Raw genomic sequence first — 19,437 nt, 5'->3', positions numbered from 1 at the left:
GCCTTTTAAGTTGAGCATCGCCTCCCGGCTGCATAGCTTGACCCTGCGTATCTCAGGGCTGGGGGGAACGACATGACGATGACGCGACGCTGGGCGGCGTTGACGATGACTGGCGCGGTCGTGAGCGCGGCAGGGTGCGGCGCGGTGTCAGCCCAGGGCAGCCTGATGATTGCTCCGCCCGGCGGCGTCGCGCCAATGCGCTGGGCCTCGTCGAGGTTCGGCGACCGGATCGAGCCGCGCGCGGCCGTTCTGCTGCCCATCCGTTTCGACGGCGTCGACAAGACCTTCTACGCCCAGTTTGATCTGGGCGCGAAATCGACCGTTTTCTACGGCAAGACCCTGGCGGCGGCCTCGGTGAGGATCCCGACGTTGAAGTCCGGGCCCAAGGGCCAGCCTGGAGCGCTGGGCTTCACCATCGGAGATGTGCGGGTCTCGATCCCCAAGCCCGGCGTCCGCGCCGATATCGGCGACCCGACCATCGCTTGGGACGATCCCGAGGCGGTGGACCTGATCGGCACGATCGGCGTCGACATGCTGGAAGGCCGGGTTTTGACGATCGACTTCAAGGCCATGCGCCTGCACGTCGGTGACGCGGCGCCGCAAGAGCTGGCCGCTCAGGCCAGGTGGTCGCCGATGGCGCTGAAGAGCCGCTGGGTGCTGCTGGACGCCACGCTGGAAGGCAAGCCGACCAAGCTGCTGCTCGACACCGGCTCCAGCGCCTTCGCCCTGCTGATCGACAAGACCCGCTGGAGCGAGATGACCAACGGTCAGGACACCGAGATCTTTGCCGTCAATTCCTGGGGCAAAAAGCTGATGGCCCACACCGCCCCAACCAAGGCCAGGGTCGTGATCGGCGGCCTGGAGACGCCGCTCGGCGACGCCACTTACATTGAGGGGACCAGCGCCATGCAGGGCCTGATGATGCGCGCGACCGGCATGGGCGGCATGACCGGCAACAGGCTGTTCTTCGACCGGGTGCTGATTCTGGACGCGCCCGGAGGCCGCTATGCGGTGATCGAGCCGAAGTCGCCGCCGAACTAGCTAGGCCGCCAGCGTGAGAAGGCTGCCGGGCGGCATGTCCTGGCGAACCTGTTGATCCAGATCCTCGGTCATCTTGTCCAGGCCATTCAGGTCGTCCTCGGCTTCCTTGACCTCTTCGGAGCGCTCGAACTTGCCCGGCTGGGTCAGGATGCCCTTGGTCTTGGCGGTCTGCAGCTCGTCCTTGAGGCCCCGGCTGACGTCACGGGTCATCTTGATGAACTCCTGGTCGCCCTGGACGTCCATCTTGGCCTCGTCCTCGATCGTCTTGCGGGCGTTGGCGGCGCCTTCGGGATCGGTCGCGGCGTCAGGCAGGTTGGCGAAGTCCTGGCTGTAGAGTTCGCCGGACTCCTTGGCGGCCTTGCCGTAGTCCTTGACGGCCGCCTTCAACTCCTTGGCTGCGGCGGCCAGCGCCTTGGCCATGGCCTTGGGGTCGTTGGCGTAAATCTTCTTCAGCAGCTGCAGCCGGTCGACCACCTGCTGGAGTCTGGCCCTGGCCCGGCCCTTGGCGTCGCCGATGGCGTTCTTCTTGCCGAGCCGCTGCTCTTTCTTGAGCCTGTCGAGCGCCTGGCCGGCCTCGGCCGCCTTCCTGGCCTCAGGCGAGTTGGGGGCCGGCGATGCGACCGCTGTCGCGGTCGCCGCCTGGCTCTTCGCAGTCTTGGCGTAGGCGATCAGCGCCAAAGCGCCGGCCTGCGTCGTCAGCGTCACCATCGGCCTTCCAGCCTCCCAAGGCGGTTCTCCGCCTGTCTGGAGGCCAGACTTAGCAAGCCAAGGTTAAGTTAGGCCTTCTTGACGAACTCGACGCGCAGGACCAGGCCGCGCACCTTTTCGACATTGGCTTCGATCTCGTCGGTGTCGCCGGTCAGGCGGATGTTCTTGACCAACGTGCCGCGCTTCAGGGTGACGCCGCCCGATCCCTTGACCTTGAGGTCCTTGATCAGGGTGACGTTGTCGCCCTCGGCCAGGATCGTGCCGTTGCTGTCGCGGGTTTCGTCCGACATGGGGAAGGTCCTTACACGGGAGCGGACCGTCGAGGTGAAGTCCACACAGTGATCAGGGGCTTCCTAAAGAGGCCGGCGGGCCGGCGCAAGGCGGCGCTAGCCCTTGCGACCCAGCGGGTGCTTGGATTTGACCACCTGGGCGAGATGATCGCCCGCCACGTGGGTGTAGATCTGGGTGGTGCCGATATCGGCATGGCCCAGCAGGGTCTGGATCACCCGCAGGTCGGCCCCGCCCTCCAGCAGATGGGTGGCGAAGGCATGGCGCAGGACGTGAGGACTGACCTTCTCGCGGTCGATGCCGGCGGCGATGGCGGCGTCCTCCAGCAGTTGCGAGACCCGCCTGGCGGTCAGTCGTCCCGACGCGCCGCGCGAGGGGAACAGCCAAGGGCTGTCTTTCACGCCCTTTGGCAGAAATTGCGCCCTTACCTCTAAATACGCCTTCACCGCCGTTCGTGCGGGAGCATTCAGCGGGGCCAGCCTTTCCTTGCCGCCCTTGCCCTTGACCGTCAGGAAGGCCGGATCGCGGGCCAGGGCGTTGAGCGGCAGGGACAGCAGTTCGGAGATGCGCAGGCCCGAGGCGTAGAGAAGCTCGATCATGCAGGCCAGACGCAGGCCCTGGCCGCCGTCCTTGTCTGCCGCCGCTGCGATCAGGGCGTCGACCTCGCCGCGCGACAGCACCTTGGGCAGGGGCCGGCCGGCCTTGGGCGCGACGACGCGGCGCGAGGGATCGTCGGACCGCCAGCCCTCTTCCAGCACGAAGCGATAGAACTGCCGTACAGAAGAGCGCCGGCGAGCGGCGGTGGCGGGCGATAGGCCCCGCACGCCCAGATCCTGGAAATAGGCCTCGATGGTCTCGCTCGAGGCGACGTCGAGATCGTCGCCCGCGCCGACCAGATAGCCCCGCGCGTCCTCCAGATCCTTGCCATAGGCGGTCAGGGTGTTGCGCGCGGCGGCCCGCTCGACGGCCATCATCTCAAGGAAGGCGTCGACCCAGCCGGCGGCGCTCATTTGGTCAGCTGCAGGGCCAGCAGGCCTTCGACCACCACGGCGCGAGCGTCCGCCACCAACCCGACGCGGGCCAGGCCGCGCGCGATCCGGGCGCGGTCAGCAGGCGATGGGCCCGCCGCGCCGGCCTCGGTGGCGACCGACAGGGCCAGAAGCGCCGTCTCGCCCTTGAGCCCAGCCGCTGCGGCGTCGTCGATCAGCACCAGTCTGGCCGTCGAGCCGGCCGGCCGGCCCACGTCGAAATTGGCGAACTGGCCGCGCGCCTCGGGGCTCATGGCTCCACCCAGCGACGCCAGCAGCAGGGCCGCAGGCTGGGCCGGCGACTTGGGGCCGTTCTGGGCGCCGCGCTCGATCAGCCGGTCCAGGGTCTGGCTGTCGGGCTTGCCCGAAGCGGCCGAGATCATGGCGTCCAGCAGGGCCAGGTCGGTGATCGTCGCGCCGGGGATCTGGTCCTGGGTCAGGCGCGAGCGGATCAGCTGGGCGGTCGGCAAGTCGCCGGCGACCAGGGCCGCGCGGGCGAACAGCACCGGATCGCGTAGCGGCGCCTGGGCCTTGGCCAGGATGGCGATCGACGTCGCCGAGCTCTTCGTGGATTCGATAAAGGCCGGCAGCCCCCTGGCCTGGCGCAGGAAAGCCAGGTCGGAGGTCTCCTGCGCCGTCAGGTCCAGCCCCGCCAGGGGCGGCGGCGGCGGGCCGGGCGGGGTGATCGCCGGCTTCACGGCGGACGACGCCGTGGCCGAAGCCGCCGCGATATCCAGCCCCAGCTTGCGCGACAGGGCGTAGTTGATCCCGTTGCGCAGATTGGCCCCGCCGGGCGCCGTGCCGCTCAGCAGGGCGCCCATCAGGCGCGCATAGTCAGCATCCTTGGTCTGTTGCTGGGCCAGGGAAAAGGTCAGCTGGGCGGCGTCGGCCTGGCCGGCCCGCGCCTGGCAGAAGGCCCGCAGGCGCAACCAGTAGCCGGCCCCGCGATCTGCGGTCAGGGCCTCGCCGATCCGACAGGCCTTGTCGTCGTCGCTGCGGATCAGGGCCGCCTCGGCCGCCGCCAGGGACAGGGCGGCGCTGTTGGCCACGCCGGGCGCGCGGTCGAGCACGACATCGGCGCCGGCCGCTTCGCCCAGGGCGATCAGGGCCATGGCCCGCGCCGCGCCCAGATCAGGATCATTGCCCACGCCCGCCGGCCCATTGGCGCCGGTCGCCAGCACCCGCCGCGCCAGGTCGGCGAAGGCCGGCGACAGCGGCCTTGCGGCCAGCCTTGGCAACACATCGCGAGCAATGTCGGGGGCCGTGCCCGTCCAGAGGTCGGGACCAAGGTCGGTCTGGGCGGCGGCGGTCGAGAACAGGTCCGGCGGCGCCAGGGACTGGACCTGAACCTGGGCGAGGGCCGGAAGAGCGGCGCCGGCAAGCAGGGTGGCGAGGATCGGGGCGACTGCCCGGCGAGGGAACGAACGCATGCGAGACATCATGCTCCAGTTATGGCGCAACGCCATCTTCGGCGAAACTTGGCTTAAGCGAAACTTGGCGCTTGGGCCGAGCCTCGTGTAAACCCGCGACCGCATCATGACCGACGATCACGCCGCCTCGCTTGAGCCCCTTCGCCACCGCACGATCGTGCTGGTCGGCTTGATGGGCGTTGGCAAGTCCAGCGTCGGCCGTCGCCTGGCCCAGGCGCTGGATATGCCGTTCCGCGACGCCGACAACGAGGTCGAGGACGCCGCCGGCCGCTCGATCCCAGAAATCTTCGCCGAGCTGGGCGAAGCCGCCTTTCGCGACGGCGAGCGCCGGGTGATCGCCCGCCTGCTGGAAGAGCCGCCGCACGTGCTGGCCACCGGCGGCGGCGCCTTCGTCAACGAAGAGACCCGCGCCCTGATCAACCAGCACGCCATCTCGGTGTGGCTGAAGGCCGATATCGAGCTCCTCGCCCGCCGCGTAGGTCGCAAGGACACCCGGCCGCTGCTCAAGAACCGCGACCCGGTCGAGGTGCTCACCGAACTGGCCGAGATCCGCAATCCCGCCTACGCCCAGGCGCAGGTTCATGTTCAGACCGGCGATACGCCGCATGCGGTGGCGGTGGACGCCGTGATCAGCGCCCTGCGCGATCGCCTGGACCAGGAGTCCTTTAAGCCATGATCCGCACCGTTCCCGTGGGCCTGGGCGACCGCGCCTATGACGTCATGATCGGCACCGGCCTAATCGACCGGGCCGGCGACTTCATCGCGCCGCTGCTCAAGCGCAGGCGCACCGCCATCGTCACCGACTCGATCGTCGGCGAGCACCATGGCGAACGGCTGTCGGTCTCGCTGGAGAAGGCGGGTATCGCGGTCGACATGATCATCCTGCCGCCCGGCGAGCAGACCAAGAGCTTCGAGGGTCTGGCCGACCTGTCCGACCGTCTGCTGCACCTGGGCCTGGAGCGCGGCGACGTGATCGTGGCGTTCGGCGGCGGCGTGATCGGCGATCTGGCCGGGTTTGCGGCCTCGATCTACAAGCGCGGCATCGACTTCATCCAGGTGCCCACGACGCTGCTGGCCCAGGTCGACAGCTCGGTGGGCGGCAAGACGGCCATCGACACCCCGCGCGGCAAGAACCTGATCGGCGCCTTCCACCAGCCGCGCCTGGTGCTGGCCGACCTCGACGTGCTGGCCACCCTGCCCGCCCGCGAAATGGCCTGCGGCTATGCCGAGGTGATCAAGTACGGCCTGCTCGGCGATTTCGCCTTCTTCGAGTGGCTTGAGAGCAACGTCCACGCCGTGCTGGAGCGCGACACCGCCGCCCTGGTCCGCGCCGTGGGTCGCTCGGTGGAAATGAAGGCCGAGATCGTCGCCGAGGACGAGAAGGAAGCCGGCCGCCGCGCCCTGCTGAACCTCGGCCACACTTTCGGCCACGCCATCGAGGCCGAGATGGGTTTTGGCGACGCGCTGAAACACGGCGAGGCCGTCGGGGTCGGCATGGCCCAGGCCTTCCGCTTCTCGGTCCGCCAGGGCCTGTGCCCTAGCCAGGACGCTGTCCGCGCCGAAGCCGCCATCAAGGCCGCCGGCCTGCCCACGCGGATGAGCGACGTTGTGAGACAGGGTGGGCGTCCGGAGCCCTTCAACGCCGACGCCCTGGTCGCCCACTGCGGCCAGGACAAGAAGGCCGAGGGCGGGACGCTGACCTTTGTTCTCGTGCGGGGGATCGGGGATGCGTTCGTCGCCAAGGACGTGGATCGCGCGGCGCTGCGGGCGTTCCTGATCGAGGACGGCGCGGTTTAGTTTCCCAAAGCCAGACGTCCGGAAACAAGACACGGGAACGCCAATATTCGGCGAAGGATGAGTCAGTCATGCAGACCGCCAGATATTTCTATTGTCACGGCCTGCCGGGTTCGGAGAGGGAAGTGGATTTCCTGTCTCCTGAACACACCTCAGGAGAGAGACTTTTTTGCCTGGATAGAATGTCGCGGGGGCGTGAACACCTTGGCTGGGAGCAACGCGCGTTGGACGCCTTCGACCAGGCCAGGGGGCGCGCGACCGACCAACCTGTCCGGCTGATTGGCTTCTCGCTCGGAGCCATGACGGCGATTCACCTGGCGGCGCGGCGTCCAGAAGCCATCGAGTCCGTCCACCTGATCTCGCCCGCCGCACCTTTGGAACTCGGAGATTTTCTGTCGCGCATGGCAGGACGTGCGGTTTTCCAGGCCGCACGCCATGACGGACCGGCAATTGGCCTGCTAAGCCGAGCCCAGTCGATGATGTTGGGCGTCGCTCCAGGTTTGCTGATCCGGGCCCTATTCGCGGACGCCACGGCGTCCGAGCGGCAACTCATCGAAGATCGGGGCTTTCAAGACGCCCTCCGACATGGACTGGGCCAAAGCTTGGGGCCCTATCGCTTGGCCTATGAAGAGGAGCTTAGAGCCTATGTGAGACCGTGGGCGGACAGGCTCGACGCTGTTCGCTGTCCCGTGACGCTCTGGCATGGCGCCGAGGACACTTGGGCGCCGTCCGACATGTCCGACCGCCTCGCCCAGCGCCTGCCGGGCCCGGCCTCCGTAACGCGACTTTCCGGCCTGGGTCATTTCGGCACGTTGAGGCAAGCCCTGCCCATCATCCTCGACAACGCCTTGGCCTGACCTGGCGAAGGCAAAAGTCCCCTCACTTGAAACCCGCCTCCCCGCTCCCCATCTCTTGATCACCAGAGGCGGGCTGAACGGCGCGGGACGCCTGAACGCAGGCCGCTAGTCCCCGACGCTGAAAAAGCTGGGACCACGTTGAAAATCCCGGAGCCTAACTTCCAACACGAGCCGATCTTCGGCTCATCCTAAGGCCTCCGAGACTTCCCAAGAGATCCGCGTCTGGCGACGCTCGCCCCCCGTGGCGCGTCTCCTCGAGCCCCCGCATGCAGCCTTGCACCCAAGGCGCCGGGAGAGGCTCAAAATCCCCCAAGAAAGCTATTCATGACTACCCATAACCATACCCAAACCCTGCCCACGATCCCCACCCTGCCCACCATCTATGTGACCGAGGCCGACCACGAGATTCTGTCCAACCTGGCTGACGCCGTCGCCGGCCGCGCCGCCGGCAGCCGCGTCCTGGCCGGCGAGATGGCCCGCGCCGTGATCGTCGAGGCCGGAGAAGCCCCCTGCCCGTTCGTCGGCGTAGGCTCGACCGTCAACTATCAGGACCTGACCAGCGGCCAGACGCGCCGCGTGCGCCTGAGCCTGCCGCGCGACGCCAGTATCGACGAGGGCCGGATCTCGGTGCTGACCCCGGTCGGCGCCGCCCTGATCGGCATGACCGCAGGCGAAATCTTCCACTGGACCGACAGCGACGGCCGCCAGCGCGGCGTTCGCGTCCTGACCATCGACGTCTAGGCCTTCACCCACCGGGCCGCCCTGGCGTAGAACACCCGGATGATCCTCACCGCCATCCTCGGCCTCGCGCCCATCGTCATCTGCCTGCTGGCGATCTCGGCCCTGTTTTCGGCCGCCGAGACCGCGCTCACCGCCGCCAGCCGGGCGCGGATGCACCAACTGGAGCGCGAGGGCGACAAGCCGGCCAAGCGGGTCAACAAGCTGCTGTCTGACCAGGAGACGATGATCGGGGCGGTGCTGCTGGGCAACAACCTGATCAACATCCTGGCCTCGGCCCTGACGACCCAGGTGCTGACCGCCGCCATTCCCGGCCCCTGGGGCGTGGCCGTCGCCACGGCGGTGATGACGGTGATGATCCTGGTCTTCGCCGAGGTGCTGCCCAAGACCCTGGCGATCATCAAGTCCGACGATGTGGCGCGGTTCCTGTCGGGGCCCACCCTGCTGGTCGTGCGGCTGTTTGGCCCGATCATCTACGCCATCCAGTGGATCGTGCGGCGCACCCTGCGGCTGTTCGGCGTGCGGCTCGACATGGCCGTCGACGTGCTGGCCGCCCACGAGGAGATCCGCGGCGCGGTCGAGTACCACCACTCCGAGGGCCTGGTCGAAAGCGGCGACCGGCGGATGCTGGGCGGGGTGCTGGACCTGTCGGACATGGACGTCTCGGAGATCATGGTCCACCGCAAGTCGATGGTGATGTGCGACGCCGACCTCTCGCCCCGCGAGCTGGTGGCCGAGGCGCTGGACGCCCAGCACACCCGCATTCCGCTGTATCGCGACAATCCCGACAACATCATCGGCGTGCTGCACGCCCGCGATCTGCTGCGCGCCCTGGCCGTGTCTGAAGGCGGCATCGACGCCCTCGACATCGCCGCCATCCTGCGCGAACCGTGGTTCATTCCCGATACGACCAACCTCAAGGACCAGCTCAACGCCTTCCTCAAGCGCAAGAGCCACTTCGCCCTGGTCGTTGACGAGTACGGCGCCCTGCAAGGCCTGGTGACGCTGGAAGACATCCTTGAGGAGATCGTCGGCGAGATCGACGACGAGCACGACACCAGCGTCGAAGGCGTGCGCGCCCAGATGGACGGCTCGGTGCATGTCGATGGCGACGTGACGGTCCGCGACCTGAACCGCGCCATGGACTGGGGCCTGCCGGAAGATGAAGCGGTGACCATAGCCGGCCTGGTGATCCATGAGGCCCAGACGATCCCGGAACCGGGCCAGACCTTCATTTTCTACCAGCACCGCTTCCAGATCCTGCGACGCCAAAGGAATCAGATCACGGCCCTGCGCATCAGCGCCAAGCTGGACGAGGGCGTGAATTTCTGAGCGGGCAGACGGAACACATTTCCCTCCCGCGCGTTGCGAGGACCGTTCGGGCGTGGGTGGGAGAAACCATTGGACGACTTGGCTAAGCCGTCGGCCGAAGGGCCGGCGAAAAGTCCCCGAATTGCGCAACGCTTGCGAGACGGCGGCTTAACCTGTGATAGCGTTGTCGCAAGCCTTTGCGCGGGGTCATTCCTGCGCCTTTCGGAGCTTGCGATATGAAGTCCTTGTCGGCTCTGAAGGTCCTGGTGGTCGAAGACGAGGCTCTGGTCTCCATGCTGGTCGAGGACATGCTCAGCGACCTGGGCTGTACGGTCATTGGCCCGGCGGCCGAGATCGAAGAGGCCCTGCGCCTGGCCGGTTCAGCCGATATCGATGCGGCCCTGCTCGACGTCAATCTGGGCGGCCGTCCGATCTTCCCGGTCGCCGACGCCCTGAAGGCGCGCGGCGTGCCCTTCGCCTTCGCCAGCGGCTATGGCGAGGCGGGCCTGTCGGAAAGCCATCGCGGCGCGCTGGTCCTGCAAAAGCCCTTCCGCGAAGCCGACCTGCGCCGCGTGCTTGAGACCCTGGCCGCCCAGACGGCTCTGCGCTGACAGCCTAATCCAGGTCGCGTGGTCCGAAGCTGTCGGGCAGCAGGCTCCAGAACGGCGCGCGCTGCGTCGCGACTCCATCCTGAACCGAGACGATTTCGCAGTCATCGGCGGCAAACTCGGCGATGCGTTGCCGACAGGCCCCGCACGGCTGCACCACCGCATTCGAGCCCGCGGCGATCAGCACCCTGGCGATTCGCCGCGAACCGGCCGTAACCATCGCGCCGATCGCGGTCTGCTCGGCGCAGGTGCCCGACGGATAGGCGGCATTCTCGACATTGACGCCCAGATGCACGGCCCCATGCTCGTCGATGACGGCGGCGGCGACGGTGAAGTTCGAATAGCGGGCATAGGCCCGCGCCAGCAGCGCCGGCAGGACGGCGGCCGTCTCGATTTCGGTCTGGATCTCGATCGTCGTGGCGGTGTCGTCGGCGCTCATGCCATCCTTCTTTCGGGGTCTCTTCGGGAGCGCGACACCGAAAGGAGGACCAAACACCGGTCCCGTCACGCGCCCAAAGCTGAATCAGGGCCTGAAAGCCCTGCACGGCCTGACCGCACCGGGGGCAGAGGCAATCAGTCGCGGGGCCGTCGCGCAAGCCCTGCCGTCGCCAAAGGCTTCAGCTTTCGCCGGGCGCCGTTGCGACGATCGAAAGGGCGTGCACCTGCCCGGCCATTTCCTCGGCCAGCACATGGTAGACCATGCGCTGGCGCGCCACGCGGGCCTTGCCCGCAAAGGCCTGGGCCTCGATCACGAGGTTGAAATGGCTCTCGCCCGCACCCGTGTGGCCCGCATGGCCCTGATGGCGGTCACTCTCGTCCTTCAGGTCCAGCCTGGAGGGTGAAAAAGCCGCTTCGAGCTTGCTTCGAATGGTGTCTGATACGCTGGCCATGTCGCTCTCTTGCATGTCAATCCTTGAACGGAAATAGCTGCAGTTTACTCTGGGTGTCATGGCCCAAGAGTTTGAATATCGCCCGAAGTTTTTCGACATCCGTGTCCGCCCCCCCAAGGAGGGTGAGAGCGCGACGCCGGACGTGCTCGGCCTCAAGCCTGGCGAGAAGCGCTGCGACCATCCCGAGTGCCGTCTGGCCGGGTCGGCCAGGGCGCCCAAGGCCCGCAACATGCCCAACGAGCACTACTGGTTCTGCCAGAAGCACGCGGCCGACTATAACAAGAACTGGAACTTCTTCGCCGGCATGAACGAAGCCCAGATCCGCGCCGAGCAGGAGACCGAGAAGGTCACCGGCGGTCGCCCGACCTGGAGCTTCAAGGCCGACAGCCGCTCGCGCGAGGCCGCCGCCATGGCCGCCCGCGACGCCCGCCACATCGCCGACCCGTTCGGCCTGTTCCGGGCCCAGCAGCGCAAGGCCGAGGCCGACCGCGCCTCCGCCGACCGTCATCTGGGCAAGCTGGAGCGCCAGGCCCTGGGCGACCTCGATCTGGACGGCGCCGCCGACAGCGCGGCCATCAAGGTGCGCTACAAGGAGCTGCTCAAGCGCTGCCACCCCGACGTCAATGGCGGCGACCGCAGCGCCGAGCACAAGCTGGCGCGGGTGATCAAGGCCTACAAGACGTTGAAGAAGGCCGGCCTGACCACCTGATCTCACCGGCTCTTGCGGCTTTCCCCGGCTGCGGCCATTCTCCCGCCGCGTCCGCCCGGACGGGCGCGAAGGACGGCCGTATCATGACTGACCGCGTTTCGGGGCCCACTCTTGTGGACCCCAGTTTGGCGAGCGCGCCCACCCCGGTGACGCCGACACCGTTTGGCATCCCGTGGAGCGTCTGGTTCTGGGGTGGGCTGCTGTCCCTCAGCGGCGCCGCCTTCGCCCTGGCGCCGTTCCACGCCGCCGGCCTCTTGCGGACTCAGCTTGATCCCGCCGCCGAGCCTTGGGCGCGGATGTTTGGCCTGATGATCATCGCCTATTCGCTGGCCTATCACGTGGCGGGATGGACCGGCGCGCGCACCTATATGCGGGCCTCGGTGGTGCTGCGCCTGGCGTCCCCTCTGGCGATCGGGGTTCTGGTGCTCAACGACGATCTGCCCAAGGCGTGGATGGCCATCGGCCTGATCGACCTGGCCGGCGCGATCTGGACCGCCATCGAACTGAACTGGCGCCCCAAGGCCAAGGCCGCCTAAGGCGGCTACAATCGGGCCGCCGCCCTTCAGTTGTCCTCCCGGCCGAAAGGTCGCGAAGCGGCCTGTAGAGCCGGGATCGACGCGAAGCGCCGCGCTCAGGCGTCGGTCCCGGATCTGCGCGCTAAGCGCTTGTCCGGGATGACAACGAATTGAAGCTTTTGATCTAGCGAGCCCGCCAGCGGGTCCAGGCGAAGGCCGCCAGCCAGCAGACCATCGCCCAGGCCGCGCCCACACACCAGCCGGCCAGCACATCGCTGGCCCAGTGGACGCCCAGATAGATCCGGCTCAGCCCCACCAGCGACGACAGGGTCACCGCCGCGCCCAGCGCCAGGGCCTTGAGCCGCTTGCGTTCGGCAAACCGGGCGGCCAGCGCGCCCAGGGTCAGGAACACCACGGCCGACAGCATGGCGTGGCCGGAGGGAAAGCTGGCATTGACCGCCTCGACGGCGCGATAGTCGATATCGGGGCGCTCGCGCCCGAACAGCAGCTTCAGACCCTGACTGATCGCCAGACCGCCCCCTGCTCCGACCATCAGCAGCAGCCCCTCGCCCCAGCGCCTGAGGCAGGCCAGCACGCCGAAGGCCAGCAGGATGAGCAGGGTCAGCACGGCCAGCGAGCCCAGGGAGGTGATGTCGACGGCCGCCACGTGCAGCCAGTCGGGGCCGATCAGGTCGCGCGGCCGCCCGGGCTGACGCAAGGCGTCGAGGATGGCCAGGTCGATGGCCCGGGTCTCGCCCTCGGCCACCTCATCGGCGATCGCCAGAAAGGCCATGGCCGACAGGGCGGCGACCAGCAGGGCGGCGGTCGCGCCCAGCTCACGCCGCGCCGCCCTCAGCAAGGCCGGCAGGTCACGGCGCAGATCAAGGGCGGAAAACAGGGGCATGACGCCTCAACGCGCAAGGTCAAGCTTGGCTCCCGCGCGGCCAAGACCAGCGCCCGGGGCTTCCAAATGAAACATGAACAATAGCTGACTGTAGCCGTTCATGTTGGGGCCACATCGTCGTCAATAGAGTGGGGTCATCGAAAAGGAGACCGCCATGAAGCGCCTAGCCATCACCGCTCTCGCCCTGTCGCTTCTGGCCGGGACCGCCGCCACCGCCGCGCCGCAACGCTATGACGACCGTGACAACGTCCGTTACGAGCAAGGGCGCTACGACGACCGGCGGGACGACCGCCGGGATGACCGCCGGGATGACCGCCGGGATGACCGCCGCGACGACCGCCGCGATCACCGCGCCGACAGCCGGGACGACCGCCGCGACCACCGCGCCGACTACCGGGATGATCGCAGGGACGATCGCCGCGACTACCGCGACGACCGCCGCGCCTATCGCCACTGGGCCCGGGGCCAACGCCTCGACCAGCGCTACCGCGACAACCGCTACTACGTCTCTGACTATCACCGCCACGGCCTGCGCGCCCCGCCGCGCGGCTATCGCTGGCAGCGCGTGGACGACCAGTACGTCATGGCGGCCATCGCCACGGGCCTGATCGCCTCGGTGATCATCGCCAACCGCTAAAAAGTGAACATCAGGGGGTGTCGCATCGCGGCGCCCCCTTCCCCTACCCTACGTCAAGGCGCTAATCGGGTGGAATGCCCGAGTTCGCCGAAACCAGCTCCGCCGCCGATCCCCTGATCACCCTGGTCCCCGACAAGTGGGTGACGCTCCGCGACGCGTTCGGCGTCGACAGCGACATGAAGGTTCCGGCCTTCAGCCATCGCGACAGCCACGTGCCGGATATCGATCTGTCGTACAAATTTGATCCGCAGACGACCAAGGCCGTCTGCGCCGGCTTCGCCAATGATCGTCGCGTGATGGTCCAGGGCTATCACGGCACCGGCAAGTCGACCCACATCGAGCAGATCGCCGCGCGTCTGAACTGGCCGCTGGTGCGCGTCAACCTCGACAGCCACATCAGCCGCATCGACCTGATCGGCAAGGACGCCATCGTCCTCAAAGAAGGCAAGCAGGTCACCGAATTCCGCGAAGGCATCCTGCCCTGGGCGCTGCAGCGCCCGGTCGCCCTGGTGTTCGACGAGTATGACGCCGGCCGCCCGGACGTGATGTTCGTGATCCAGCGCGTGCTCGAGGCCGGCGGCAAGCTGACCCTGCTGGACCAGAACCGCGTGATCCGCGCCAACCCGTATTTCCGGCTGTTCGCGACGACCAACACCATCGGTCTGGGCGACACCACGGGCCTCTATCACGGCACCCAGCAGATCAATCAGGGCCAGATGGACCGCTGGAGCATCGTCACGACGCTCAACTATCTGGAACATGACGTCGAGGCCGCCATCGTGCTGGCCAAGAACCCGTCCTACGACACCGTCGAGGGCAAGCGCACGATCTCGGCCATGGTCCGCGTCGCCGACATGACCCGCAACGCCTTCATGAACGGCGATATCAGCACCGTCATGAGCCCGCGCACCGTGATCACCTGGGCCCAGAACGCCGAGATCTTCGACCACGACATCGCCCTGTCGTTCCGCCTGACCTTCCTCAACAAGTGCGACGAGCTTGAACGCCCGACGGTGGCCGAGTTCTTCCAGCGCGCGTTTGGGACGGATCTTCCGGAGAGCGCGGCGCGGGTGAAGGTGGCTTAAGCGCCGCTCCAGCCGCCTGGTTTATGCCCAGCGCCCGTCTCGCAAGAGGCGGGCGTTTTGCCTGGAAGACTAAGCCGCCCGGATCTGGCGAAACAGCAGCGTCATTGAGGCCTACAGCTTCACCCCAAACCTCGGCCCCACCGCCACCATTGCCCAGTAGAGCCCGATCGTCAGGGCGCAGCCGGCCAGCAGGGCGGGCCAAAAGCCCAGGCCGCGCCGCAGCAGCGCCGGGATGACCAGGAACATCGGCAGGGACGGCAGCACGTACCAGAAAGTGGCCTCGACATGGCTGGCCATGCGGGCCGCGTCGCGGGTGTCGCGCCACAACCAGATCATGCCCAGGATCGAGATCAGCGGCAGCGAGGCCACCAGAGCGCCAAAGCCCGGCGACTTGCGGGCGATCTCCGAAATGGCGGCGATGATCACGCCCGACAGGGCGGCCTTGAGGATGAGATACAACATCCCGCTGTTGTCCGCGCTCCAACCCCTGCCGACAAGACGTGGCGCCTGGAACCTTGGCCGCTGACGGCTCGTTGATCCTCCTAAAGCCTAAGGAGCCCGACCATGACCGACATCACCTATACTATCGTCGAACACGACGGCGGCTGGGCCTACAAGCTGGGCGACGTGTTTTCAGAAACCTATCCCAGCCATGCCGCCGCCCTGGCCGCCGCCCAGCGGGCCGCCGCCGAGCAGGAGGTCTCGGGCGAGACCACCGGCATCACCTATGAAGACGCCAAGGGCCAGTGGCGCGAGGAGATCGCGGCGGGCGACGACCGGCCCACCACCCACGTTGTCGACAACCCATAACGGCTTTGGGCGACTGGCCCCTGTCTTGCTCCCGAAAGCTCCGACGAGCCATTTCGAGACAGGGTCCACGCCGATGTTCGCCAAGAAAAAAGACACCCCCGCCCCCGTCGCCCTGGCGATGCAGGAGTCCCCGCGCGGCCTGGCCGCCCAGGCTGCCGCCGCTACGCCGGTTGCACGGCCCAAGCCGGCCTCGATGATCGCCCAGGGCGTCACCATCAAGGGCGATGTGGTCGGCGACGGCGAGCTGCACCTGGACTGCGTGGTCATGGGCGACATTCGCGTCGGCAAGCTGATCCTGGGCCCCAACAGCCAGGTCGAGGGCAGCGTCACCGCCCAGGTGATCGAGATCCACGGCAATGTGCAGGGCAGTGTCACCGCACAGGCCGTACGTCTCTATGGGACCGCGCGCGTGGACGGCGACATCACCCACGAACAGCTGGCGATGGAAACCGGCGCCGAGTTCCAGGGCCGCAGCCTGAAGTTCCAGCGTCCGGCGCCTGTCGCCGCCGCGGCTCCAAGCCACGTGCCGCCGATGCCGCAAGGCGCGCCGGCCTACGTCGCCCAGCACTAAGCCGAACGGGGGATGGCGAGCTGTGGCGCACGCGCCACGCCTCGTCGTCTTCGCCCGTCACGGCCGGAACGCTCACGCTGCTGGCGGCTTAGTTAGGTCAGTGGACGGTCGTATCGACCGCCCCTGAGGACCCTGACCCATGGCCGGCAAGACCCTGACACTTGTGCCAACCGCGTCGAACGTCGCCGCGCTGTATGATCTGGGGCGCGGGCCCGAGACGACGGCGCAACGCGTCAAACGTCTGCAGGCCGAGGCCCGCATGCTGGCCCGCGAAGAAGTTGAACGCCTGGATCGCGGCATGATGGACCTGGCCGTGCTGGCCGCCGAGATCGCCTCGGGCGGCGAGGCCTATCCTGCGGGCCTGCGCGAAATGGCCAGCCGCATCGCCGCCGACCTGCCCCAGAAGGCCCAGGGCCTGCGCAGCCTGGTCAGCCGGACGTTCCAATAGAAGGACAGGGCGCCCGCCATCGGGGCCCCTCCGCCATCACCAGAAGAGCGGCGGAAGAACCCCGCGGCTCCCCGCCGTTTGGTGGGGGGACGGGACGGCGGGATGCTCGGACCGGCGTGGCTGTTCACCATCCGGGTTAATGCGTGCAAATGCAGCTACGATCCGTTCCGCCGGCTGGATGCGCCGAAATGTCGCGGCGAGGCGTAAACGGTCAGCCGGCCGCGTTAGCCATCTTCCGCAGGCGCCGGGCCAGATCCTCGGGCCGGTCGGCGATCTGGTCGAACAGGGCCTGGACCTCGGCTTCGTGGAATCCGGCCGCCCGCAGAGTGCGCCAGGCCCCGGCCAAAACCGCCTCGGCGATCTCGATCCGGTCCTCGCCGGACACCGGCGTGTCAGGCCGACAGGCGAAGGCCGCCGCGAAGGCGGAACCGGGCGCGACAGACAGGATCGAGGCGGCGGACATCGGCATGCTCCCTTGAATGGCGCGCCATAGTGTTCTCTTTTTGTTCGCCTTGGCAAGCCCCCTTGCGCCCGCACGAAAAAGCCCCGGAGCGGGGGGCTCCGGGGCTTTGCATGATCTCTGTGTCGCGAAGGTTCCGGGATCTCGGGCGCCGCGCAGGATCTCCAGAAGCCTGCCGCCGACGCGAAACGCTCCGACGAAAAGGCCGAGACCCTGGAGAGATAACCCTTAAAAAACAGAATATTAGCGCCAAGTCGATCGACCTAGCGGCAGACCGTCCGCTCATAGACGACGCCGCTGCGGCGGTCATAGTCGCGGGTGGTCCAGCAGTCGCTGCGATAGTCGTCATCGTAGTCACGCCCATAATAGCGCGGCGGCGGGGGCGGCGGGGCGTAGCCGTAACCATAGCCGCGACCCGGACGGGCATAGCGGCCATCATTGTCATTGCTGCTGGCGATCGCCGCGCCCAGGGCCAGACCCAGAACGCCGGCCACGATGGCCGCCTCGGTCTTGCCGCCGCCGTCATGGCCATGGTGGCGATGATGGCGACGCGAATCCGCCGAGGCCGTGGTCGCTGCGGCGACCATCGACAGCGCGGCAAGGCCGGCGGCGACCTGGCCAATCACGGTGCTGATCCTGCGGGCCATCAGCCCCTCCCCTTCGTCTCGATCCGCCCGGCGGCGGCTTGCCTGATACCGTGAAGGCAATCTCGCGCCGCCTGCCTGAACCGCACCTGAACGGATGTGGGGGCGCAAATTCGGCGCCGGTTTATTCACTATTTGCCGCCAAGCTCTGAGCGTTCGACGGATTGGCATTCGTCGGCGGGTCGACCAGCGGAGGCTTCCATGACCAGCAACTTGGCGTACAAGACGGGCGAAGCCCTTCAGGTTCTGTCGTTTGAGGTCGGAACCCAGACCTATTGCGTACCGGTCAACTCGGTTCGCGAGATCCGCGGCGTGACCCCGCCGACCCAGCTTCCCGACGCCCCGCCCTATGTGCGCGGCGTGATCAATCTGCGCGGCCAGGTCATGCCGGTCATCGACCTGTCGGCCCGTCTGGGCAAGGGCGTGGCCGAGGACGGTCCTCGCCAGGTCATCATCGTCATCGAGAGCGGCAACGACGTGGCCGGCCTGCTGGTCGACGCGGTCTGCGACAGCTTCATCGTCAACGCCGACCAGATCAATCCGCCGCCGTCGATGGGCGAAGAAAATTCGCCCCTGGTCTCGGCGGTGATCACCTCGGACACCGGCATGACCGTGCTGCTGTCGGTCGGCCACATCATTCCCGAGCGGGCCAGCGCGGCTGCGGCCGCCGCCGCGGACGCCGCCGCCATCGCGGCCTGAGGCCGTCCGGACCTCAACAATTCGAACGATTGTTCGGATAGCCCCTTCCGCTCTCCCCTGACGGGGCGATAGACTCCCGCCATTGCAGGGAGAGAGCGAATGAAGGCGGCTGTGCTACGCGAGGTGGGCAAACCCCTCCAGATCGAAACCGTGTCCATCAGCAAGCCGGGCCCGCGCGAGGTGCTGATCCGCACCAAGGCCGCCGGCGTCTGCCATTCCGACCTGCACTTCGTCGAAGGCTCCTATCCCCACCCCCTGCCCGCCGTGTTGGGCCACGAGAGCGCCGGCATCGTCGAGGCGGTCGGCTCCGAGGTCCGCACCGTCAAGGTCGGCGACCACGTCATCACGTGCCTCAACCCCTATTGCGGCCACTGCGAGGTCTGCCTGACCGGGCACATGAACCTGTGCATCAGCCCCGAGACCCGCCGGTCCAAGACCGATGAGCCGCGCCTGTTCCGGGAAGACCTGTCCGGGGCCGGCAATACCAAGATGGCCCAGTTCCTGAACCTGTCGTCCTTCGCCGAGATGATGCTGGTGCACGAGCACGCCTGCGTCGCCATCCGCCGCGACATGCCCTTCGACCTGGCCGCCCTGATCGGTTGCTCGGTGATGACCGGCGTGGGCGCGGTGATCCACACCTCCAGCGTCCGTCCGGGCGAGACCGTGGCCGTAATCGGCTGCGGCGGGGTGGGCCTGGCCACCGTCAATGGCGCAGCCATCGCCGGGGCCGGCCGGATCATCGCCATCGACCGCGTGCCGGCCAAGCTGGAACTGGCCCGCCAGTTCGGCGCCACCGACCTTATCAATGCCGACGACGGCGACGTGGTCAAACAGGTGCAGGAACTGACCGGCGGCGGCGTGCAGCACAGCTTCGAGGCCATCGGCCTGAAAGTCACCGCCGAACAGGCGTTCAAGATGCTGCGCCGGGGCGGCACCGCCAACATCATCGGCATGATCCCGGTCGGGACCAAGATCGAGCTGAGCGGCTCCGACTTCCTGGGCGAGAAGCGCATTCAGGGCAGCTATATGGGCTCCAACCGCTTCCCGGTCGACATGCCCCGGCTGGTCGACTTCTACATGAGCGGCAAGCTGAAGTTGGACCAGATGATCTCGCGCCGCATCAAGCTGGAAGAGATCAACTCGGCGTTCGACGAGTTGAAGCGCGGCGAGCTGGCGCGGTCGGTGATCGTGTTTGACTGAGGGGGTCTTCGACCCTCTCTCTTTGAGAGAGGGCGGGCCCCGCCGCGCATTAGTGGGGGGGG

The 19,437-nt window shown here is 67.5% G+C and carries 26 protein-coding genes; 16 read left to right on the top strand and 10 right to left on the bottom strand.

Annotated elements, in window-relative coordinates; translation table 11 throughout:
- Nucleotides 1-72: 72 nt before the first annotated feature.
- The gene (locus ACN2C8_RS03380) at nt 73-1,041 is read left to right on the top strand and encodes a hypothetical protein (RefSeq protein ID WP_419254419.1); all 969 of its coding nucleotides are present in this window, start codon (nt 73-75) and stop codon (nt 1,039-1,041) included.
- On the opposite strand, the gene ACN2C8_RS03375 is transcribed toward ACN2C8_RS03380, so the two are convergent.
- The 4 genes from ACN2C8_RS03375 to ACN2C8_RS03360 form a co-directional block, all read right to left on the bottom strand.
- On the bottom strand, nt 1,042-1,749 hold the full coding sequence (locus ACN2C8_RS03375) for a hypothetical protein (RefSeq protein ID WP_419254418.1): 708 nt from the start codon (nt 1,747-1,749) through the stop codon (nt 1,042-1,044).
- Nucleotides 1,750-1,817: 68 nt separating this feature from the next.
- Entirely contained in the window at nt 1,818-2,039 is a 222-nt protein-coding gene (locus ACN2C8_RS03370; RefSeq protein ID WP_419254417.1) for an alkylphosphonate utilization protein, read from the bottom strand.
- A gap of 96 nt (nt 2,040-2,135) precedes the next feature.
- The gene (locus ACN2C8_RS03365) at nt 2,136-3,047 is read right to left on the bottom strand and encodes a site-specific tyrosine recombinase XerD (RefSeq protein ID WP_419254416.1); all 912 of its coding nucleotides are present in this window, start codon (nt 3,045-3,047) and stop codon (nt 2,136-2,138) included.
- Nucleotides 3,044-4,495 carry a hypothetical protein gene (locus ACN2C8_RS03360; RefSeq protein WP_419254415.1) on the bottom strand — a complete coding sequence of 484 codons (1,452 nt, stop codon included), beginning with the start codon at nt 4,493-4,495 and terminating at the stop codon, nt 3,044-3,046. Before ACN2C8_RS03360 ends, ACN2C8_RS03365 begins: the two co-directional genes overlap by 4 nt.
- A gap of 106 nt (nt 4,496-4,601) precedes the next feature.
- Here ACN2C8_RS03360 and ACN2C8_RS03355 point away from each other — a divergent pair, with 106 nt between their 5' ends.
- The 6 genes from ACN2C8_RS03355 (at nt 4,602) to ACN2C8_RS03330 (ending at nt 9,806) form a co-directional block, all read left to right on the top strand.
- A complete protein-coding gene (locus ACN2C8_RS03355; RefSeq protein ID WP_419254414.1) occupies nt 4,602-5,171 on the top strand; it encodes a shikimate kinase in 570 nt (189 codons plus the stop codon).
- Complete coding sequence (gene aroB, locus ACN2C8_RS03350; RefSeq protein ID WP_419254413.1) at nt 5,168-6,292, top strand: 3-dehydroquinate synthase; 1,125 nt, start codon at nt 5,168-5,170, stop codon at nt 6,290-6,292. The genes ACN2C8_RS03355 and aroB overlap by 4 nt, the downstream gene beginning before the upstream one ends.
- Before the next feature lie 68 nt (nt 6,293-6,360).
- Complete coding sequence (locus ACN2C8_RS03345; RefSeq protein ID WP_419254412.1) at nt 6,361-7,146, top strand: alpha/beta fold hydrolase; 786 nt, start codon at nt 6,361-6,363, stop codon at nt 7,144-7,146.
- Between the two features lie 324 nt (nt 7,147-7,470).
- Complete coding sequence (locus ACN2C8_RS03340; RefSeq protein WP_419254411.1) at nt 7,471-7,887, top strand: GreA/GreB family elongation factor; 417 nt, start codon at nt 7,471-7,473, stop codon at nt 7,885-7,887.
- A 42-nt stretch (nt 7,888-7,929) separates the two neighbouring features.
- Nucleotides 7,930-9,216 (top strand): HlyC/CorC family transporter, encoded by a 1,287-nt coding sequence (locus ACN2C8_RS03335; RefSeq protein ID WP_419255799.1) that lies wholly within the window; start codon nt 7,930-7,932, stop codon nt 9,214-9,216.
- 215 nt (nt 9,217-9,431) lie between these two features.
- Nucleotides 9,432-9,806 carry a response regulator gene (locus tag ACN2C8_RS03330; protein ID WP_419254410.1) on the top strand — a complete coding sequence of 125 codons (375 nt, stop codon included), beginning with the start codon at nt 9,432-9,434 and terminating at the stop codon, nt 9,804-9,806.
- 4 nt (nt 9,807-9,810) lie between these two features.
- Here the strand turns inward: ACN2C8_RS03330 and cdd are convergent, their stop codons facing one another.
- Nucleotides 9,811-10,242, bottom strand: coding sequence for a cytidine deaminase (cdd, locus tag ACN2C8_RS03325; protein WP_419254409.1), 432 nt, complete (start codon nt 10,240-10,242; stop codon nt 9,811-9,813).
- Between the two features lie 178 nt (nt 10,243-10,420).
- Complete coding sequence (locus ACN2C8_RS03320) at nt 10,421-10,693, bottom strand: BolA family protein (protein ID WP_419254408.1); 273 nt, start codon at nt 10,691-10,693, stop codon at nt 10,421-10,423.
- Between the two features lie 58 nt (nt 10,694-10,751).
- Here ACN2C8_RS03320 and ACN2C8_RS03315 point away from each other — a divergent pair, with 58 nt between their 5' ends.
- Both ACN2C8_RS03315 and ACN2C8_RS03310 read left to right on the top strand, forming a co-directional pair.
- Complete coding sequence (locus ACN2C8_RS03315; RefSeq protein WP_419254407.1) at nt 10,752-11,402, top strand: J domain-containing protein; 651 nt, start codon at nt 10,752-10,754, stop codon at nt 11,400-11,402.
- A 125-nt stretch (nt 11,403-11,527) separates the two neighbouring features.
- Entirely contained in the window at nt 11,528-11,938 is a 411-nt protein-coding gene (locus ACN2C8_RS03310; protein ID WP_419254406.1) for a hypothetical protein, read from the top strand.
- Nucleotides 11,939-12,101: 163 nt separating this feature from the next.
- Here ACN2C8_RS03310 and ACN2C8_RS03305 read toward each other — a convergent pair whose 3' ends face one another.
- Complete coding sequence (locus tag ACN2C8_RS03305; RefSeq protein ID WP_419254405.1) at nt 12,102-12,821, bottom strand: phosphatase PAP2 family protein; 720 nt, start codon at nt 12,819-12,821, stop codon at nt 12,102-12,104.
- Nucleotides 12,822-12,975: 154 nt separating this feature from the next.
- Here ACN2C8_RS03305 and ACN2C8_RS03300 point away from each other — a divergent pair, with 154 nt between their 5' ends.
- Nucleotides 12,976-13,458 (top strand): RcnB family protein, encoded by a 483-nt coding sequence (locus ACN2C8_RS03300; protein ID WP_419254404.1) that lies wholly within the window; start codon nt 12,976-12,978, stop codon nt 13,456-13,458.
- 74 nt (nt 13,459-13,532) lie between these two features.
- On the top strand, nt 13,533-14,543 hold the full coding sequence (cobS, locus tag ACN2C8_RS03295) for a cobaltochelatase subunit CobS (RefSeq protein ID WP_419254403.1): 1,011 nt from the start codon (nt 13,533-13,535) through the stop codon (nt 14,541-14,543).
- A gap of 111 nt (nt 14,544-14,654) precedes the next feature.
- Here the strand turns inward: cobS and ACN2C8_RS03290 are convergent, their stop codons facing one another.
- Nucleotides 14,655-15,005, bottom strand: a complete 351-nt coding sequence (locus ACN2C8_RS03290) for a DUF3147 family protein (protein ID WP_419254402.1) — start codon at nt 15,003-15,005, stop codon at nt 14,655-14,657.
- 102 nt (nt 15,006-15,107) lie between these two features.
- On the opposite strand from ACN2C8_RS03290, the gene ACN2C8_RS03285 reads away from it, so the two are divergent.
- From ACN2C8_RS03285 to ACN2C8_RS03275, 3 genes are all read left to right on the top strand, one after another.
- Entirely contained in the window at nt 15,108-15,353 is a 246-nt protein-coding gene (locus tag ACN2C8_RS03285) for a DUF2188 domain-containing protein (RefSeq protein ID WP_419254401.1), read from the top strand.
- A 118-nt stretch (nt 15,354-15,471) separates the two neighbouring features.
- Nucleotides 15,472-15,924 carry a bactofilin family protein gene (locus ACN2C8_RS03280; RefSeq protein ID WP_419255797.1) on the top strand — a complete coding sequence of 151 codons (453 nt, stop codon included), beginning with the start codon at nt 15,472-15,474 and terminating at the stop codon, nt 15,922-15,924.
- A 139-nt stretch (nt 15,925-16,063) separates the two neighbouring features.
- The gene (locus tag ACN2C8_RS03275; RefSeq protein ID WP_419254400.1) at nt 16,064-16,372 is read left to right on the top strand and encodes a hypothetical protein; all 309 of its coding nucleotides are present in this window, start codon (nt 16,064-16,066) and stop codon (nt 16,370-16,372) included.
- Between the two features lie 211 nt (nt 16,373-16,583).
- Here the strand turns inward: ACN2C8_RS03275 and ACN2C8_RS03270 are convergent, their stop codons facing one another.
- Nucleotides 16,584-16,835, bottom strand: coding sequence for a hypothetical protein (locus ACN2C8_RS03270; protein ID WP_419254399.1), 252 nt, complete (start codon nt 16,833-16,835; stop codon nt 16,584-16,586).
- A 260-nt stretch (nt 16,836-17,095) separates the two neighbouring features.
- Nucleotides 17,096-17,479, bottom strand: coding sequence for a hypothetical protein (locus ACN2C8_RS03265; RefSeq protein WP_419254398.1), 384 nt, complete (start codon nt 17,477-17,479; stop codon nt 17,096-17,098).
- 198 nt (nt 17,480-17,677) lie between these two features.
- Here ACN2C8_RS03265 and ACN2C8_RS03260 point away from each other — a divergent pair, with 198 nt between their 5' ends.
- Entirely contained in the window at nt 17,678-18,175 is a 498-nt protein-coding gene (locus tag ACN2C8_RS03260) for a chemotaxis protein CheW (protein WP_419254397.1), read from the top strand.
- Between the two features lie 99 nt (nt 18,176-18,274).
- Entirely contained in the window at nt 18,275-19,375 is a 1,101-nt protein-coding gene (locus tag ACN2C8_RS03255) for a Zn-dependent alcohol dehydrogenase (RefSeq protein ID WP_419254396.1), read from the top strand.
- The last annotated feature ends 62 nt before the right edge of the window (nt 19,376-19,437 follow it).

The organism is Caulobacter sp. ErkDOM-C (assembly GCF_048541825.1).
GTDB lineage: Bacteria > Pseudomonadota > Alphaproteobacteria > Caulobacterales > Caulobacteraceae > Caulobacter.
Note: the sequence above shows the minus strand (reverse complement) of the source record. Positions and strands in the feature narration are given on the sequence as shown.

Excerpts from the sequence above, each read along its gene's own strand:
- ACN2C8_RS03270 (WP_419254399.1), bottom strand. The coding sequence starts at position 16,835 with ATGTCCGCCGCCTCGATCCTGTCTGTCGCGCCCGGTTCCGCCTTCGCG.
- ACN2C8_RS03285 (WP_419254401.1), top strand. The coding sequence starts at position 15,108 with ATGACCGACATCACCTATACTATCGTCGAACACGACGGCGGCTGGGCC.
- ACN2C8_RS03380 (WP_419254419.1), top strand. The coding sequence starts at position 73 with ATGACGATGACGCGACGCTGGGCGGCGTTGACGATGACTGGCGCGGTC.
- cobS (WP_419254403.1), top strand. The coding sequence starts at position 13,533 with ATGCCCGAGTTCGCCGAAACCAGCTCCGCCGCCGATCCCCTGATCACC.
- ACN2C8_RS03315 (WP_419254407.1), top strand. The coding sequence starts at position 10,752 with ATGGCCCAAGAGTTTGAATATCGCCCGAAGTTTTTCGACATCCGTGTC.
- ACN2C8_RS03355 (WP_419254414.1), top strand. The coding sequence starts at position 4,602 with ATGACCGACGATCACGCCGCCTCGCTTGAGCCCCTTCGCCACCGCACG.
- ACN2C8_RS03300 (WP_419254404.1), top strand. The coding sequence starts at position 12,976 with ATGAAGCGCCTAGCCATCACCGCTCTCGCCCTGTCGCTTCTGGCCGGG.
- ACN2C8_RS03260 (WP_419254397.1), top strand. The coding sequence starts at position 17,678 with ATGACCAGCAACTTGGCGTACAAGACGGGCGAAGCCCTTCAGGTTCTG.
- ACN2C8_RS03305 (WP_419254405.1), bottom strand. The coding sequence starts at position 12,821 with ATGCCCCTGTTTTCCGCCCTTGATCTGCGCCGTGACCTGCCGGCCTTG.
- cdd (WP_419254409.1), bottom strand. The coding sequence starts at position 10,242 with ATGAGCGCCGACGACACCGCCACGACGATCGAGATCCAGACCGAAATC.
- ACN2C8_RS03375 (WP_419254418.1), bottom strand. The coding sequence starts at position 1,749 with ATGGTGACGCTGACGACGCAGGCCGGCGCTTTGGCGCTGATCGCCTAC.
- ACN2C8_RS03255 (WP_419254396.1), top strand. The coding sequence starts at position 18,275 with ATGAAGGCGGCTGTGCTACGCGAGGTGGGCAAACCCCTCCAGATCGAA.
- ACN2C8_RS03370 (WP_419254417.1), bottom strand. The coding sequence starts at position 2,039 with ATGTCGGACGAAACCCGCGACAGCAACGGCACGATCCTGGCCGAGGGC.
- ACN2C8_RS03280 (WP_419255797.1), top strand. The coding sequence starts at position 15,472 with ATGCAGGAGTCCCCGCGCGGCCTGGCCGCCCAGGCTGCCGCCGCTACG.
- ACN2C8_RS03330 (WP_419254410.1), top strand. The coding sequence starts at position 9,432 with ATGAAGTCCTTGTCGGCTCTGAAGGTCCTGGTGGTCGAAGACGAGGCT.
- ACN2C8_RS03320 (WP_419254408.1), bottom strand. The coding sequence starts at position 10,693 with ATGGCCAGCGTATCAGACACCATTCGAAGCAAGCTCGAAGCGGCTTTT.
- ACN2C8_RS03360 (WP_419254415.1), bottom strand. The coding sequence starts at position 4,495 with ATGCGTTCGTTCCCTCGCCGGGCAGTCGCCCCGATCCTCGCCACCCTG.
- ACN2C8_RS03265 (WP_419254398.1), bottom strand. The coding sequence starts at position 17,479 with ATGGCCCGCAGGATCAGCACCGTGATTGGCCAGGTCGCCGCCGGCCTT.
- ACN2C8_RS03345 (WP_419254412.1), top strand. The coding sequence starts at position 6,361 with ATGCAGACCGCCAGATATTTCTATTGTCACGGCCTGCCGGGTTCGGAG.
- ACN2C8_RS03365 (WP_419254416.1), bottom strand. The coding sequence starts at position 3,047 with ATGAGCGCCGCCGGCTGGGTCGACGCCTTCCTTGAGATGATGGCCGTC.
- ACN2C8_RS03340 (WP_419254411.1), top strand. The coding sequence starts at position 7,471 with ATGACTACCCATAACCATACCCAAACCCTGCCCACGATCCCCACCCTG.
- ACN2C8_RS03290 (WP_419254402.1), bottom strand. The coding sequence starts at position 15,005 with ATGTTGTATCTCATCCTCAAGGCCGCCCTGTCGGGCGTGATCATCGCC.
- aroB (WP_419254413.1), top strand. The coding sequence starts at position 5,168 with ATGATCCGCACCGTTCCCGTGGGCCTGGGCGACCGCGCCTATGACGTC.
- ACN2C8_RS03275 (WP_419254400.1), top strand. The coding sequence starts at position 16,064 with ATGGCCGGCAAGACCCTGACACTTGTGCCAACCGCGTCGAACGTCGCC.